The organism is Geodermatophilus sp. SYSU D00525, from assembly GCF_054050475.1.
This window is the reverse complement of sequence record NZ_JBJGZK010000029.1, coordinates 40,496-55,433: the sequence shown is the minus strand read 5'-3', so window position 1 is coordinate 55,433 and position 14,938 is coordinate 40,496. Positions and strand designations below refer to the sequence as shown.

16 protein-coding genes and 1 pseudogene are annotated in these 14,938 nt (G+C 77.3%); 14 read left to right on the top strand and 3 right to left on the bottom strand.

The features are described 5' to 3' along the window. Positions 1-156: 156 nt before the first annotated feature. The 6 genes from ACI796_RS19720 to ACI796_RS19695 are packed head-to-tail and all read left to right on the top strand — an operon-like array spanning position 157 to position 6,391. Entirely contained in the window at positions 157-1,167 is a 1,011-nt protein-coding gene (locus ACI796_RS19720; protein WP_456942915.1) for a Gfo/Idh/MocA family protein, read from the top strand. Further along, on the top strand, positions 1,164-2,138 hold the full coding sequence (locus ACI796_RS19715) for an MBL fold metallo-hydrolase (RefSeq protein ID WP_456942914.1): 975 nt from the start codon (positions 1,164-1,166) through the stop codon (positions 2,136-2,138). The genes ACI796_RS19720 and ACI796_RS19715 overlap by 4 nt, the downstream gene beginning before the upstream one ends. Further along, positions 2,135-3,598 (top strand): YcaO-like family protein, encoded by a 1,464-nt coding sequence (locus tag ACI796_RS19710; RefSeq protein ID WP_456942913.1) that lies wholly within the window; start codon positions 2,135-2,137, stop codon positions 3,596-3,598. The genes ACI796_RS19715 and ACI796_RS19710 overlap by 4 nt, the downstream gene beginning before the upstream one ends. Beyond that, the gene (locus tag ACI796_RS19705) at positions 3,595-4,467 is read left to right on the top strand and encodes a sugar phosphate isomerase/epimerase family protein (RefSeq protein WP_456942912.1); all 873 of its coding nucleotides are present in this window, start codon (positions 3,595-3,597) and stop codon (positions 4,465-4,467) included. Before ACI796_RS19710 ends, ACI796_RS19705 begins: the two co-directional genes overlap by 4 nt. Next, positions 4,464-5,672 (top strand): glycosyltransferase family 4 protein, encoded by a 1,209-nt coding sequence (locus ACI796_RS19700; RefSeq protein WP_456942911.1) that lies wholly within the window; start codon positions 4,464-4,466, stop codon positions 5,670-5,672. Before ACI796_RS19705 ends, ACI796_RS19700 begins: the two co-directional genes overlap by 4 nt. Before the next feature lie 2 nt (positions 5,673-5,674). Next, on the top strand, positions 5,675-6,391 hold the full coding sequence (locus ACI796_RS19695) for a PIG-L deacetylase family protein (RefSeq protein ID WP_456942910.1): 717 nt from the start codon (positions 5,675-5,677) through the stop codon (positions 6,389-6,391). A gap of 151 nt (positions 6,392-6,542) precedes the next feature. Here ACI796_RS19695 and ACI796_RS19690 read toward each other — a convergent pair. Together ACI796_RS19690 and ACI796_RS19685 are read right to left on the bottom strand one after the other, a co-directional pair. Continuing rightward, positions 6,543-6,737, bottom strand: a pseudogene (locus tag ACI796_RS19690) (DUF1905 domain-containing protein); the annotation flags it as partial. A gap of 49 nt (positions 6,738-6,786) precedes the next feature. After that, complete coding sequence (locus ACI796_RS19685) at positions 6,787-7,113, bottom strand: hypothetical protein (RefSeq protein ID WP_456942909.1); 327 nt, start codon at positions 7,111-7,113, stop codon at positions 6,787-6,789. A gap of 200 nt (positions 7,114-7,313) precedes the next feature. On the opposite strand from ACI796_RS19685, the gene ACI796_RS19680 reads away from it, so the two are divergent. The 7 genes from ACI796_RS19680 to ACI796_RS19650 all read left to right on the top strand — a co-directional run bounded on the left by ACI796_RS19680 (position 7,314) and on the right by ACI796_RS19650 (position 12,840). Next, the gene (locus ACI796_RS19680; protein ID WP_456942908.1) at positions 7,314-7,577 is read left to right on the top strand and encodes a glutaredoxin family protein; all 264 of its coding nucleotides are present in this window, start codon (positions 7,314-7,316) and stop codon (positions 7,575-7,577) included. Between the two features lie 80 nt (positions 7,578-7,657). Then, positions 7,658-8,482, top strand: a complete 825-nt coding sequence (locus ACI796_RS19675; RefSeq protein ID WP_456942907.1) for a VOC family protein — start codon at positions 7,658-7,660, stop codon at positions 8,480-8,482. A 219-nt stretch (positions 8,483-8,701) separates the two neighbouring features. Then, on the top strand, positions 8,702-9,541 hold the full coding sequence (locus ACI796_RS19670; protein ID WP_456942906.1) for an SDR family oxidoreductase: 840 nt from the start codon (positions 8,702-8,704) through the stop codon (positions 9,539-9,541). Beyond that, the gene (gene nhaA / locus ACI796_RS19665) at positions 9,538-11,481 is read left to right on the top strand and encodes a Na+/H+ antiporter NhaA (RefSeq protein ID WP_456942905.1); all 1,944 of its coding nucleotides are present in this window, start codon (positions 9,538-9,540) and stop codon (positions 11,479-11,481) included. Before ACI796_RS19670 ends, nhaA begins: the two co-directional genes overlap by 4 nt. Beyond that, on the top strand, positions 11,478-12,119 hold the full coding sequence (locus ACI796_RS19660; RefSeq protein ID WP_456942904.1) for an SDR family NAD(P)-dependent oxidoreductase: 642 nt from the start codon (positions 11,478-11,480) through the stop codon (positions 12,117-12,119). The genes nhaA and ACI796_RS19660 overlap by 4 nt, the downstream gene beginning before the upstream one ends. Positions 12,120-12,178: 59 nt before the next feature. Then, positions 12,179-12,460, top strand: a complete 282-nt coding sequence (locus tag ACI796_RS19655; RefSeq protein ID WP_456942903.1) for a DUF1905 domain-containing protein — start codon at positions 12,179-12,181, stop codon at positions 12,458-12,460. Then, positions 12,457-12,840 carry a DUF1761 domain-containing protein gene (locus ACI796_RS19650; RefSeq protein ID WP_456942902.1) on the top strand — a complete coding sequence of 128 codons (384 nt, stop codon included), beginning with the start codon at positions 12,457-12,459 and terminating at the stop codon, positions 12,838-12,840. The genes ACI796_RS19655 and ACI796_RS19650 overlap by 4 nt, the downstream gene beginning before the upstream one ends. A 61-nt stretch (positions 12,841-12,901) precedes the next feature. Here ACI796_RS19650 and ACI796_RS19645 read toward each other — a convergent pair whose 3' ends face one another. Continuing rightward, a complete protein-coding gene (locus ACI796_RS19645) occupies positions 12,902-13,870 on the bottom strand; it encodes a helix-turn-helix domain-containing protein (RefSeq protein WP_456942901.1) in 969 nt (322 codons plus the stop codon). A gap of 227 nt (positions 13,871-14,097) precedes the next feature. On the opposite strand from ACI796_RS19645, the gene ACI796_RS19640 reads away from it, so the two are divergent. Continuing rightward, complete coding sequence (locus ACI796_RS19640; protein WP_456942900.1) at positions 14,098-14,937, top strand: alpha/beta hydrolase; 840 nt, start codon at positions 14,098-14,100, stop codon at positions 14,935-14,937. The last annotated feature ends 1 nt before the right edge of the window (position 14,938 follow it).

Below are 14,938 nucleotides of genomic sequence, written 5' to 3'. Positions count from 1 at the left end.
CCCCGCGCCCTCCCCACGCGGCGGGCGGCGGGGAGCGGGGCGGCCGGCCGCGGCCGGGGGCCCCCGCCCCCCCGCCCGCCCCCCCCCCCCCCCCCCCCCCGTCCACGGGGCCCTCCGGCGTCGAGATCACGTGATCTCGGCGGGGAGGGGGACGCCGTGAGCGTCGGGTGGGGCATCGCCGGCTGCGGCTGGGTGGCCCGCGACCACGCGCTGCCCGGACTGCTCGCCGTCGACGGCGCCCGGGTGGTGGCGCTGCACGACCTCGACCCCGCGGCGATGGACCGCATGCCGGTCGAGGGCGCCCGGCGGACGACCGACCTCGCGGAGTTCCTCGCCACCCCGGGTCTGGACGCCGTCTACGTCGCCGTCCCCAACGCCGGGCACCGGCCGCTGGTCGAGGCGGCCGCCGCGGCCGGGAAGGCGGTGCTGTGCGAGAAGCCGCTGGCCGCCGACGCCGGCGACGCCCAGGCGCTGGTCGACGCGTGCGCGCGGGCCGGCGTGCTGCTCGGCACCGCCTACGACCAGCGCTGGCACCCCGCGCACGTGCGGCTGCGCGAGCTGGTGCCCGAGCTCGGCACGGTCACCGCCGTCCGGATCGTCTACGGCTGCTGGCTGCCCGGGGACTGGACGCCCGACGGCCGCCCGCACGACAACTGGCGGGTCGACCCGGCCCGCGCCGGCGGCGGCGCCGCGATCGACCTGGCCCCGCACGGCCTCGACCTCACCGGCACGCTGCTCGGCGAGGACGTCACGTCGCTGTCGGCGCTGCTGCAGACCCGCGTGCACGGCTACGGGGTCGACGACGGCGCCCTGCTCACCGGGACCACCGACTCCGGCGTGCTGGTCAGCCTGCACGTCGCCTTCAACACCCCCGACACGCTGCCCCGCCGCCGCCTGGAGGTGGTCGGCACCCGCGGCATGGCCGTCGCCGTCGACACGATGGGCCAGACGGCGGGAGGCTCGCTCACGCTGTACCGCCCCGACCCGGTGGACGTGCCGTTCGCCGACACCCCGCCGTTCGGCGACCCGTTCACCGCGCAGTTCGCCGCCTTCACCGACGCGGTCGCGGGCCGCGCCCCGGTGACGACGGCCTGGCCGTACGACCCCGCCCGCGACCTCGCCCTGCACCGCCTGCTCCTCGCCGCTCTCTCCGGAGGGAAACCGTGAGCTCGCCCGACGTCCCCGGCGCCATCGACCGGGCCACCGACCCCGCCGTCGACGACGGCGCGCGGCACGTGCCCAGCCAGGCTCGTCAGGGAGGTGTCGACACCAACCCCTACCGCGGCCTGCTCCCCGACCTGCCCGCCTACGCCTGCACCAACTGCGGGCACTGGCAGCGCTGGCCCGCGCCCGGCCCGGTCGTCTGCCCGGTCTGCGCCGACGTCCGCAACGCGCTGCCCGAGCACGGCTTCGAGTTCGTCACCGACAAGCAGGCCGACGAGTTGGTCACCGGCTTCTGGCGGCCGGCTCCGGTCGACGGCGTCACCGAGTTCGGCACCGAGCCGCGCTTCGGCCTCGACAGCCGCGGCTGGGTGATCGAGACCGACACCGGCCTGGTCGGCTTCGAGTGCGCGCCCTGGTACACCGCCGACATGCTCGCCGAGCTGCGCCGGATGGCCGCCGAGAAGGGCGGCTTCCCGGTGCTGGCGTCCTCGCACGTGCACGGCTACGGCGCGCTCTGGCAGCTGCAGCAGGAGTTCGAGCCGCGGGTGGTGTGCGTCAACGTGCACGACCTGGTCTGGACCAAGGCCTTCCGGGTCACCTGGCCGGCCGACGACGTCCTGGCGCTGGCCCCCGACCTCACGCTGCACCGCACCGGCGGCCACTTCCCCGGGCACTCGGTGCTGCACGACTCCCGCCGCGGCATCCTCTTCTGCGGCGACTCGCTCAAGGTGGACCTGTCCCCTGACGGCGACCCGGTGGCCCTGTCGGCGCACAAGGCGTTCCACGCGCAGATCCCGCTCTCGCACGGGGAGCTGCGGGAGATGCTCGCCGTCGTCGCGGAGCTGGACTTCGAGGTGGTCGCGACGCCGTTCGAGATGGTCCCGGGGATCACCACCGACCACGTCGTCCACCTGGTGCAGCGGCTGCTGTCGGGGCCGCCGGACGCCGCGCCCGTCCCGCTGGACGAGCTGTGACCGCCGTCGAGGTCACGCCGTCGCAGCGGTACCGCGACAGCTTCCCGGTCCCGGTCGAGGACTTCGCGATCGAGGGCATCGACGTCCTCGACGTGCCGCTGCACTCGGCGGTGCTGCCGCCGTCGGAGCTGCACCCGGGCGGCAGCGGGCTCGGCTACGGCGCCACCCGCGAGGAGGCCCGCACCGGCGCGATGGGCGAGATGGCGGAGATGGCGCTGTCGCTGCGGGCGCACCGGGGCGTGGCCCGCGAGGAGGGCTCCTACGCCGAGATGGCCCGCCGGCACGGCCGCGACCGGGTCGCCGACCCGCGCACCCTCTGCCTGGAGGCGGGCAGCCCGTACGACGACGACCGGCCGCTGCAGTGGCTGCCGATGACCCGGCTGCGCGACGGCGAGCGGGTGCTGGTGCCCGCTGAACTGGTGGCGTCGGCGCCCGACGACCTGCCCGGCGCTCCCCCGCCCGGCGGCTGGCTCACCACGGTGATCACCAACGGGCAGGGCGCGGCGTTCGACGCCGACCGGGCGGTCACCCACGCGCTGCTGGAGGTGCTGCAGCGGGACGGCAACGCGACGGCGTTCCGCGCGATGGACCGCGGCGTCGTCGTCGACCTCGCCGGGCTGACCGACCCCGACGCGCTGGCGCTGCTCGACCGGCTCGACGCCGCCGGCATCGACGTCGCGGTGAAGCTGGCGTCCACGGAGTTCGGCGTCGTGGACGTGTACGCGGTCGGCTGCTCGCGGGACGGCTCGGAGCCGGTGCCGGTGATGGCCACCGCGTGCGGGGAGGCCGCGCACCCCGACCGGGACACCGCCGTCCGCAAGGCGCTGCACGAGTTCGCCTCGGCGCGCAGCCGGAAGGCGTTCATGCACGGGCCGTTCGACGTCGTCCTGCCGGCGACGCCGCCGGGCTACCTGGAGCACTGGCGCACCGGGCACCCGCCGGAGCGGCTGGTCGAGGAGGACCGCGCGCTGCAGGCGATGCTGGCCTGGACCCGGATGGGCACCGGCGCGCTGGTCGACCTGCTGCAGGACACCGTGCTGTCCCGCCGGTCCACCGTGGCGCTGGCCGACCTGCCCACGTGGTCCGGGGACGATCTGCACGCGCACGTCACCGGGGCGGTGCAGGCCGCCGGGCACGACGTGCTGGTGGAGCTGCAGCCCTCGGCCGGCGACGCGGTCGCGGCGAAGGTGCTGGTGACCGGCCTGGAGGTCGAGACGATGTCCTACGGCCGGATCGGCGAGCGCGGCGTGCGCCGGCTGCTGGACCGGGACGACCCGCTGGTGGCCGTCGGGGCCGACCCGGGCGGCTGGGCGCGGGTGCACCTGACCGCCGGCGCCGAGGAGCGCCTGGGCGGGCCGGCCTGGTTCGACCGCGCCGGCGCCGACCGGCGGGTGGGCGCGCTGTACGCGCTGTACCGCGAGCCGGGCCGGCACGTGGTGGCCGAGGTCCTGGCCTCGTGACCGAGCCTGCGAGGTCACACGACCCACGGAGCACCGCCCTGCGCTACGCCTACAACACCAACGGGCTGACCTCGCACCGGCTGTCGGACGCGCTGCCCTTCCTCGCCGACTGCGGCTACGCGGGCGTCGCCCTCACCCTCGACGTCGTCCACCTCGACCCGTTCGCGCCGGACGCGTTCGCGCAGGCCGAGGAGGCGCGGGCGCGCTGCGACGAACTCGGGCTGGGCGTGGTGGTGGAGACCGGCGCCCGGTTCCTGCTCGATCCGCGGGCCAAGCACGAGCCGACGCTGGTCACCGCCTCGGCCGAGGGCCGCGCGCGGCGGCTCGCCTACCTGCGGCTGGCCTGCGACCTCGCCGAGGTACTGGGCGCCGAGGCGGTCAGCTTCTGGGCCGGCGTGCCGAAGCCGGGCGTGGACCGCGACGCCGCGTGGGGCTGGGTGGTCGACGGCGTCCGCGCGCTGGTCGACAGCCACGGCGGCCGCTCCTACGCCCTCGCCGTCGAGCCGGAGCCGGGCATGCTCGTCGAGGACTGCGACGGCTGGGCGCGGCTGGCCGACGAGGCGCCGGGCACCGCGCTGGCGCTGGACACCGGGCACTGCGTCGTCGCCGGGGCGTACGAGCCGGAGGAGGCGGTGACCCGGTTCGCGCCGCACCTGGGCACCGTGGCCGTCGAGGGCATGCGCCGCGGCGTGCACGACCACCTGCCGCTCGACGAGGGCGACGTCGACCTGCCGGCGGTGCTGCGCGCGCTGCGGGAGGCGTCGTTCGACCGGCTGGTGACGCTGGAGCTGTCCCGCGACGGGCACCGCGCGCACGAGATGGTGCCGCGGTCGATCGAGACGCTGCGGAAGGCGGAGGCCCTGGCGTGAGGACCTGCTTCGTCAGCCGGCGCTACTGGCCCGCGGTCAGCGGGATGAGCGTCTACGCGGAGAACCTGCTGCGCGAGCAGGTCGCGCTCGGCCACGAGGTGGTGCTGGTCAGCCAGTACCGCGACGACGAGGCCGGCACCCGCGTCTACGGCGGCGGCCCGCCCCCGCCCGACCGCGTGCCCGCCGGCGTCGAGGTGCACGCGCTGCCCAGCCGCGGGGAGACCGTCGTCCCGGCCGACTGGGAGGGCGACGTCGCGGAGATCGTGCACACCGTCGTCGGCCTGCACCGCGAGCGCCCGTTCGACGTGCTGCACGCCCAGTACGGCTACCCGCCGGGGCTGGCGGTGCTGGCCGCCGCGCGGGAGACCGGGCTGCCGGCGGTGGTGAGCATCCAGGGCGGCGACGGGCACTGGGTGGGCACCTGCTGCGCCACGCACGCGCACGCGATGCGCGCCGTCGTCGACTGCTCGTCGGCGGTGCTCATCGGCAGCGCCAGCTTCCGCGACGAGGTGGTCGGCAACCTCGGCTCGGACCCGGCGCGGTTCACGGTCGTCCCGGGCGCCACGGACACCCGCCGGTTCACCCCGGTCGAGCGGCCGCTGGGCGCGCTGCAGGACCCGCCGGTGCTGCTGTTCCACGGCCGCGTCGACCGCCGCAAGGGCGTGCTCGACCTGCTGGAGGCGCTGCCCGGCGGCGTCCGGCTGGTGGTCTCCGGCATCGGCCCCGACCTGGACGAGGCCCGCGCCCGCGCCGACGGGCGGACGACGTTCCTCGGCTACGTCCCGCCCGACGAGGCGCCCGCGGTGTACCGCTCGGCCGACGTCTTCGTCAGCCCGACCTACAGCGAGGGGTTCTCCAACACGCTGCTCGAGGCGATGGCCAGCGGGCTGCCGACGGTGAGCACCGACAGCGTCGGCGTCGTCGACTGCCTGCGCGACGGCGAGAACGGGCTGCTGCACGCGCCGGGCGACGTCGCCGGGCTGCGCGCGGCGCTGGACCGGCTGCTCACCGACGGCGCGCTGCGGCAGCGGCTGGCGACGGCGGCGCTGGAGGAGGTGCGCCGGCTGTACTCGTGGCCGGTGCTAGCCACCTCGATCGACGACGTGTACCGGTCCGTGGCCGGGTCCACGCCGTCCGTCGACTGGACGATGCCGCCGACGGTCGACCTCTCCTGCCGGTTCCGCGCCGCGGCGCACCTGCTGTGAGGGTGACCGCGGTCAGCCCGCACCTCGACGACGCCGCGTTCTCCGTGGGCGGCACCCTCGCCGCGCTCGCCGACGCCGGGCACGAGGTCACCGTGGTCACCTGCTTCACCCGCAGCGTGCCCGACCCCGGGGGCTTCGCGCTGGCCTGCCAGCTGGACAAGGGCCTGCCCCCCGACGTCGACTACATGGCCCTGCGGCGGGACGAGGACGCCGCCGCGACGGCGGTGCTCGGCGCGACGCCGCTGCACCTGGACCTGGCCGAGGCGCCGCACCGCGGCTACGACGGCGCGGCGGACCTGTTCGCCGGCGTGCACGAGGACGACGACGCGTGGCTGGACGTGCGCACCGCGCTGACCGGCCTGCCCGGCGACGTGTGGCTGGCCCCGCAGGCGCTCGGCGGGCACGTCGACCACCTGCAGGTGCTGCGCGCCGTGGCCGGGACGGGCCGGCCGGTGTTGTGGTGGCGCGACTCGCCGTACGTGCTGCGCGACCCGGACGCCGTCCCCGGACCCGACCTGCCCGGCGGGCTGACCCCGGTGGAGCTGCCGCAGGACCTCGGCCGGCGGGCCGACGCCTGCGCCTGCTACGCCACCCAGCTCGGCTTCCAGTTCGGCGGCGTGGACGCGATGCGGACCGCGCTGGCGGGCCTGCCCGAGGTGCTGCTCGCCGACGACGAGGCCCGGGAGCTCGCCCTCGGGGTGGTGTCCCCGGCCCGCTAGTGCTCTGCCCACCGTCGTGGGCAGAGCACGACCGTGCGCGCGAGCACTCACCGGGACTGCAGCGCCCGCCAGGAGGTCCACGCGCTGCCGACCACCTCGCGCAGGGTGCCGCGGGCGCGCCGGCCCGCCGGGGCGCCGCCGGGCCCGCCCGTCAGGTGAGCCGCTGCTCCAGGTGGACCGAGACCTCCTGGCCCGCCGCGTCCTTGCCGATCGCCCGGCACAGCGCCTTCCGCAACGGCAGCCAGTGCGGCCCCTCCCCCGAGGGCATGCAGGTGGCGGTGAAGGGGTGACCGTCGATCGTGCCGCCCACCTCCACCGCCTTCCGGGTGTCGAACAGCTCGGCCGAGCCGGGTGCCGGTCCGGACCGCGCCGGCGCGCCGGACTCATCGCCGAGGTCAGGCGGCCTCGCCGGCCTCGGCCTCCTCGATGCCGCGGATCACCTGCGCCAGGCCGGCGGTGCCCAGCGGGACGGCGTCGAGCCAGGAGCGCAGCACCGCCACGCGGCGCCCGTCGGACATGACGGGCTCGGCGCGGAGGCGGGCGTCGAGCGCGGCGACGGCGCCGTCCTGGGCGGTGGTCAGCGCGCACAGGTAGGCCAGCAGGTGGCCGACGAGGTCGCGGGTCTCGTCCGCGTCCAGGGTGTCGACGGCGGCCCACACGCCGGCGCCGTCGTCACGCACCCGCTGCACCCAGGCGAAGACGTCCTCGGGGGTCACGCTCACGGTCCCCTCCTCCACTGGCTCGGGAGCCGTCCACTGTGGGACCCACCCCTGCCCGCGGGGGCGTGCCGTGCCGCCGGCAACACGGAGTTCACGACTCCCGTCCCACCCGTCGCGCCCGGGAACCCCGTTGCCGCACCGGTCGCCGCCCTGCGACCGTGACGGCCCAGGGATCCAGCGCCGTCCCGAGAGCGGAGGTCGCCGTGACTGACGAGGCCGTGACCGACGAGGCCGTGACCGTCTACTACAAGCCGGGGTGCCCCTACAGCACCACGTTGCGGGCGAAGATGGCCGCCACCCGGCTCCCCCACCGCGCGGTGCGGTTCGCCGACGACCCCGTGGGGGCCGCCGAGGTCCGGGCGCGCCACCCGCAGGGCTGGGAGGTCTCGCCCACCGTCGTCGTCGGCGGCCGGTACCTGACCAACCCGAGCCTGCGCGAGGTCCGGGCGGCGATGGCCGCGCACTGACGGCGGGCGCGAGGGACCGGGACCGTCCCCGGGCGCCGCTACGCTCCGCGCCACCTCGACCCCCGGTGGGAGGAGCCGTCGTGATCCGCACCTACCCGCACGGCGTGACCTGCTGGATCGACACCGAGCAGCCCGACCCGGCCGCCGCGGCCGCCTTCTACGGCGCCCTGTTCGGCTGGGAGTTCGCCGAGGCGGTGCCGCCCGGCGCGCCCGGCTCCTACCTCGTCGCGACGCTGGACGGGCAGGACGTCGCCGCCGTCGGGCCCGGCGACGGCCCGCCGGCCTGGAACACCTACGTCGCGGTCGACGACGCCGACGCGACCGCCGCCGCGGTGCCCGGACTGGGCGGCACGGTGCTCTCCGGCCCCGAGGACGCCGGCCCGGGCGGGCGGACGGCGACCTGCCTGGACCCGCAGGGCGCGGCGTTCCGGCTGTGGCAGGCCCGCCGGCGCCCGGGCGCGCAGCTCACCAACGTGCCGGGCACCTGGAACTTCTCCGACCTGCACACCTCCGACCGCGCCGCCGCGATGGCCTTCTACCGGCCGCTGTTCGGCTGGCGCGACGTCGACATGGCCCAGGACGCCGGCACGATGCTGCAGGTCCCCGGCTACGGCGACCACCTGGCCGCGACCGTCGACCCGGGCATCCACGAGCGGCAGGCGTCCGCGCCGCCCGGCTTCGCCGACGTGATCGGCGGCCTGCTGGTGACCGGCGACGAGCCGCCGCACTGGCACGTCGTGGTCACCGTGGCCGACCGGGACGGGTGCGCGGCCACCGCCGAGCGGCTGGGCGCCACCGTGCTGCGCACGGCCGAGGACACCTGGACCCGCACCGCCTTGCTGCGCGACCCGCAGGGCGCCGAGCTCACCGTCAGCCAGTTCACCCCGCCCGACGGCGACTGGTGACGGGCGGCCACTGACGCCGCCCGCCGCCACGGTGCCCGGCACGCGCGGCGGGTCGCACAGGACGGGCGGCAGCGAGCGGTCTCCGGGGGTCACCCGTGGGCCGGCTCGGTGGACCCGGTCCTCGGCGCCGGCTCCGCGACCTCGCCGCGCGGATCGACTGGGACGCCCCCGGCCCGGCATGATCGGCGCATCCCCCTGCTGACCTCCGAGAGGGGAACCGTGTCCGCACCACCCCGCACACCCGCCGCCGTCCCGGCCTCCCGGGCGACCCCCGGCGCGCTCGACGGCAGGGTCGCCGTCGTCACCGGCGCCAGCAGCGGCATCGGCGCCGCGACGGCGCGCTCGCTGGTGGCCGCCGGCTGCCGCGTCGCGCTGCTGGGCCGTCGCGGCGACCGCCTGCAGGCCGTCGCCGACAGCACCGCCGACCCCGGCCGCACCCTCACCGTCGCCGCCGACGTCTCCGACGGGCTCGACCTCGCCGACGCCCTCGACGCCCTGCACGACCGGTTCGGCCCGGCCGACCTGGTCGTCGCCGGCGCCGGCGTGCTCACCGGCGCGCCGTTCGAGGACGGCGTGCCCGCCGAGTGGATCGAGATGATCGACGTCAACCTCGGCGGCATCCTCCGGACCGCGCAGACCTTCGCCCGCGACCTGCTGGCCACCGCCGAGGACGGCCGCCCGGCCGACCTGTTCCTCATCGGCGCGCTCGCCGGCCAGGTGCGCTTCCCCGGCTATGCCGTCTACTCGGCGGTGGAGGCCGCGGTCGCCCAGCTGGCCCGGGCGCTGCGCGCGGAGTACGGCCGCCGCGGCGTGCGCGTGCACGTCGTCGCCCCCGGCCTCACCGACACCGACCTCGGCTCCGAGATCAGCCACGACGGCACCGCGCGCGGCTGGGCCGAGCACCGCGAGGTCGTCGTCCCGATGGACCCCGACGACGTCGCCCGCACCGTGCTGTTCGGCGCCGGCCTGCCGCCGCGGGTCAACGTCGCCGAGCTGCTCGTGCTGCCCACCCGCCAGGACCCCTACCTGCCCACGCGGCGCGGGACGGGGGTCCGGTGAGGGGCACCCCGCGGGGTGAGCTGGAGCGGCCCTCGGCGCTCGGCCGGGTGCTCCGGCTGGCCGACTCCGACGCCGCGGCCGCCGCCGTGCTGCTGGCCGCGACGGTCGTGGCGCTGGTGTGGGCCAACGTGCCGGGCTCGACCTACGAGGAGACCTGGCACACGCCGTTCGCCGTCAGCCTGGGCGACACCGTCCTCGAGATGGACCTGCGGCACTGGGTCAACGACGCGCTGATGGCGCTGTTCTTCTGCCTGATCAGCCTCGAGGTCAAGCGGGACCTGGTGCTCGGCGAGTTCCGCGACACCCGGCGGATCCGCATCCCGGTCGTCGCCGCGCTGGCCGGCCTGGTCGTGCCCGCCCTGGTCTTCCTCGCGGTGACCGGGCTGAGCGACCAGCCCGGCGAGGCGCGCGCCGCCTGGGGCGTGGTCATCTCCACCGACACCGCGTTCGTGCTCGGCCTGCTCGCGGTCGTGGGCCGCGCGGTGCCGGTCAACCTGCGCGCGTTCGTGCTCGCGCTGTCGGTCGTCGACGACGTCGGCGCGCTGGCCGTCATCGCCGTCGCCTACACCGAGGACCTCACCCTGCTGCCGCTGGCGGTGGCGGGCGTCGGGCTGGTCGCGGTGGTCTGGCTGCGGCGGATGCGGGTGTGGCGCGGCGGGGCGTACCTGCTGGTCGCGGTGCCGGTGTGGCTGGGCGTGCTGGCCTCGGGCGTGCACCCGACGGTGGCCGGCGTCGCGATCGGCCTGCTGCTGCCGGTCTACCCGCCCAGCGCGGACGAGGTGGACGCCGCCGAGGCCGCGGCCCGGGACTACGGGCGGACGCCGACCTCCAGCGGGGCGCACAGGGCGGTGCTGAGCCTGACCCGGTCGGTGTCGATCAACGAGCGCGGGCAGCGGCTGTTCCGGCCGTGGGTCAACCTGGCCGTCGTCCCGGTGTTCGCGCTGGCCAACGCCGGCGTCGTGCTCAGCGCCGAGACGCTGTCCGCCGCGGCGACCTCCGGCCTGACCTGGGCGATCGTGATCGGGCTCGTCGTCGGCAAGGTGGTCGGCGTGACCGCCGCGTCGACGGCCGCCGTCCGGCTCGGGATCGGCCGGCTGCCGTCGGGGCTGTTCCCGCGGCACGTGTTCGCCGCCGGCGTGCTCAGCGGGATCGGCTTCACGATCTCGCTGTTCATCATCGACCTGGCCCTCGACGACGAGGCGCTGGCCGCGCAGGCGCGGATCGGCGTGCTGGGTGCGTCGGTGATCGCGGCGCTGCTGGCGCTGGGCGCGGTCGCCGTCGTCCGGGCGGTCGACCGGTCCCGGCTGCCCGGCCGGCAGCGGCTGGCCCGGCCGGTGAGCGCCACGCGCGACCACGTCCGCGGGCGGGTCGGCGCGCCGATGGAGCTCGTCGTCTACGCCTCGTTCGTGTTCACCAACGCCGGGCGCACCGCCGAGGTGGTCGACGAGCTGCGGCAGGTCCTCGGCGACGACCTGGTCTTCGTGTACCGCCACCTGCTCACCGACGACCCGGCCTCGGCCCGCGCCGCCGAGGCGGCCGAGGCCGCGGACGCGCAGTCGAGGTTCTGGCCGATGCACGACGCGCTGGCCGCCCGGGCCGGGCGCCTGGACGACCGGGCCATCCGCCGCTGCGCCGTCGACGCCGGGCTCAACCTCGCCCGGGTCGACGACGCCGTGGCCTCCGGCGTGCACGCCGCGCGCGTCCGCGAGGACGACGACGACGCCCGCGCGATGGCCCTCGACGAGCCGCCGCGGTTCTTCGTCAACGGCCAGCTCTACGACGGCCCGCTCGACGTCGGGCCGATGCGGACCGCGCTGGAGCAGACCGCCGGGCGGTCGCGGGTGCGGGCGGCCGCGCCGGCGGACGCGCCGGCCGAGGACGCGCTGCCGGTGCGGCAGCCGGCGGTGCGCGAGCCGGTCGACGCGGAGCCGGTGGCGTGACCGCGCCGGGAGGGGTGCACCCGGTCGCCGGCCGCCGCGCCGTCGTCATCGGGCTGCCGCTGATCGCCGACGCCGTGGTCGCCGGGCTGGCCGCGGCGGGGGCGGTGGTCGAGCAGGTCGGCTCCGCGCGCGACGTGCTCGGGGCCGCGGACGGCGTGCGCGAGCGGCTGGGGGGCGTCGACCTGGTGGTGGCCGTGCTGGGCGGCGTCGGCGGGGGCCCGTTCGGGCTGTCGCCGGCCGAGCGGTGGGCCGAGATCATCGAGCAGGGCGCCGGCGACGCGGTGCTGGCGGCGCGCGCGTTCCTCGACGACCTGCTGACCGCGGCGGCCAACGACTCCGCCGCCGACCTGGTGCTGGTCGGGTCGGCCGCGGCGTCGGAGCTGGTGCCCGCGTTCGCCGTGCACGCCGCCACGGCCGCCGGCGCCGCCCAGCTGGCCCGCACGCTGCGGCTGGAGCTCGGCGGCACCCTGGTGCGGGTGCGGCACGTCGCCGTCGGCTGGGTGTCCCCCGGCGCGGCGGCCGACGGCGGGACCGCGCTGCTGCCCGAGGACGTCGCGCAGACCGTGCTGTTCACCCTCACCCTGCCCCCGACGACGAACGTCGCCGAGGTGTCGCTGCTGACCACCCGCAGCGGCTGAGCGATGAGTCCGCGGGCCGGCGCCGGTCTCCCCTGCACCCCAGGGCGAGGAGGCGGACGGTGGACGAGCGGTTCAGGGCGACCCCGCGGAGGAGCCCGGCACCCGGCGGGTGGACCTACCTGGTGTGGCCGGAGTCGGTGCGGGTGCTCGGCACGCACGGGCTGGTGGAGGTGGCCGGGACGATCGACGGCGAGCCGTTCCGCAGCTCCTCCACGGCACTCGGCGACGGGACGCACGAACCGCCCGTGGCCGCCGGGATCCGGACGGCCATCGGCAAGCAGGCCGGCGACGAGGTCGAGGTGCACCTGCTCGAGCGGATCGAGCCCGGGGAGCGGTCGTGAGGCCGCTGCGCGTCGCCGCCGCGGCCGGGGCGTCGTTCGCCGCGAGCTCGGCCTGGTACACGGCCTTCGGCGAGCGACTGGCCCGGCTCGACGAGGCCTACGCGCAGCCCGGCCCGTCCCCGGCGGTGATCGCGCCGGTGGAGCTGGTCCGCAGCGGGGTGGTCGCCGCCGGGGTGTCGGTGCTCGCCGACCGGCTGCCGGTCCGCGGCCCGCGCGCGGCGCTCACGCTCGGCGCCGGCCTGTGGGCCGCGTTCCCGCTGGTGCTGCTCACCGGGTCGGTCGTCCACGAGAAGGTGCCCTGGCAGCAGGCCGCCATCCACGCCGGCGACTGGCTGGTCAAGCTGCTGCTGGTCTCCACGGTCGTCGGCCGCGACGGCTGAACGTGTGCGCCGGCGCCGTGTTGCGGGGGCCGGGACGCGGCGCCGGCGCACACGCTCGCGGTCAGCCGGCGACGGCGGCCCCCGCCCGGGAGCGGTCCCGCCACTCCCGCGGGCTGACGCCGTACCCCGCCCGGAACCGGCGGGCGAAGTAGGAGGCGTCGGTGAAGCCCCAGCGCCGGGCGACCGCGGCGATCGAGCGGTCACCCGGCCGGGCCAGCTCCGCCCGGGCGCCCTCCAGCCGCTGCGCGATGACCTCCTGCTCGAGGCTGAACCCGGCGGCGGCGCAGATCCGGTACAGCTGCCGCACCGACACCGCGTGCGCCCGCGCGACGCGCTCGGCGTCCAGGTCCGGTTCGGTCAGGTGCTGCCGCACGTAGCCCCGCACCCGGGCCGGCAGGGTCTCGGCGAGCACGTCGCCGGCGCCGCGCGCGCCGTCGGCGGCCGAGGCCAGCAGCGCGCGGGCCAGGTCGACCGTCGCCGACGCCAGCGAGTGCACCAGCGGCTCGGCGGCGAGCAGCGCGACGTCGCGGGTCAGCTGGGTGACGTGCGTGCGCACCAGGCCGTACAGCGGGCTGCGGGCGGCGACCGGCAGGGCCCGCCGCACCGTGTCGATCGGCAGGCCGAGGGAGGCGGCCGGGATGCGCAGCGCCCGGCAGACGCCGCGCCCGGACCAGGCGTACTCGTAGGCCGAGGACACCTCGCTGAACGACAGCTCGCCGGCGGTCACCAGCCGGCGGGAGCCGAACTGCTCCTGCCGGGCGGTGCCGGTCTCCTGCACGGCGAGGGAGAGCACCGGCTCCGGGTCGGCGCGGGCGTGGCGGGCGGTGCGCAGCAGGGTCACCTCGCCGGTCAGGTCCAGCCGCAGCACCGACACGCCCGCCAGGTCCCAGCCGTCGAGCCGGGCCCGGGCCGGCGCCGCGGGGTCGGGGAAGCGGATCCGCGAGGACATCATCGCCTCGAGCAGGTCGGCCACCCGCGCGGGACGGCGGTCGGCGGCGGCGAGGGCGTCGGTGTCGACGAGGGTGGCCACGGGGCCTCCAGGGTCGGCGGGAACGTCGGCGGGCGGGTCGGCGTCGTCGCCTCGGCGCCGATCCTGGCCGGGGACGGGTGGCGGCGGAAGCCCGTCGCCCCGGTGAGCTCGGCAGCCTGGGTCCGGCACCGGTCAGGCAGGGCACAGCCGGAGCCGCGGGCGCGGCCCTAGCGTCCCCGGCGTCCGCGGCCCGGTCGGGTGGCCGCACCCCCTCCCGGAGGCCCACCGTGACCGCTGCCGCCCCCGTCCCCGTCGTCCTCGTGCACGGCCTGTGGCTGCACGCCGACAGCTGGGCGCCGTGGCTGGAGCTGTTCGCCGCCCGCGGCTACGACCCGGTCGCGCCGGGCTGGCCGGGTGAGCCGGCGACCGCCGAGGAGGCGCGGGCGCACCCGGAGGCGGTCGCCGGTGTGGGCATCGACGACGTCACGCAGCACGTCGCCGACGTGATCGCGCGGCTGCCCGCGGCGCCGGTGGTGGTGGGCCACTCGTTCGGCGGGCTGATCGCCCAGAAGCTGCACGGCATGGGCCTGACCCGCGCCTGCGTGGCGCTCTCGCCGGCCCAGTTCCGCGGCAACCTGGTGCTCCCGCCGGTGCAGCTGCGCACGGCCTGGCCGGTGCTGTCCCGTCCCGGCCTGCGCTCGGGGACCTGGGCGCACACGCCGGACAGCTGGGCGCGCGGCTTCGCCAGCGCGGTGCCGCGCGAGGAGGCCGACCGCCTCTGGGAGGCCTACGCGATCCCCTCCCCCGCGCGACCGCTGTTCCAGGCGGGCTTCGCCGCGTTCACGCCGCGCAGCGAGGCCACCGTCGAGACCCGGCGGGAGCGCGGGCCGGTGCTGGTCGTGGCCGCCGGGCGCGACCGCACCGTGCCGGCGGCGGCCTCGCGCGCCGCGTACCGGATCCAGCGCCGCCACGGCACGGGCGTCACCGAGTTCGTGGCCTTCCCCGACCGCGGGCACTCGCTCGGCGCGGACTCCGGCTGGGAGGAGGTGGCCGGCACCGTGCTCGCCTTCCTGGCCCGCCACGGCGTCGGCGCGCCGTCCCCCGAGCCGGTGGAGGAGGTGCACTGAG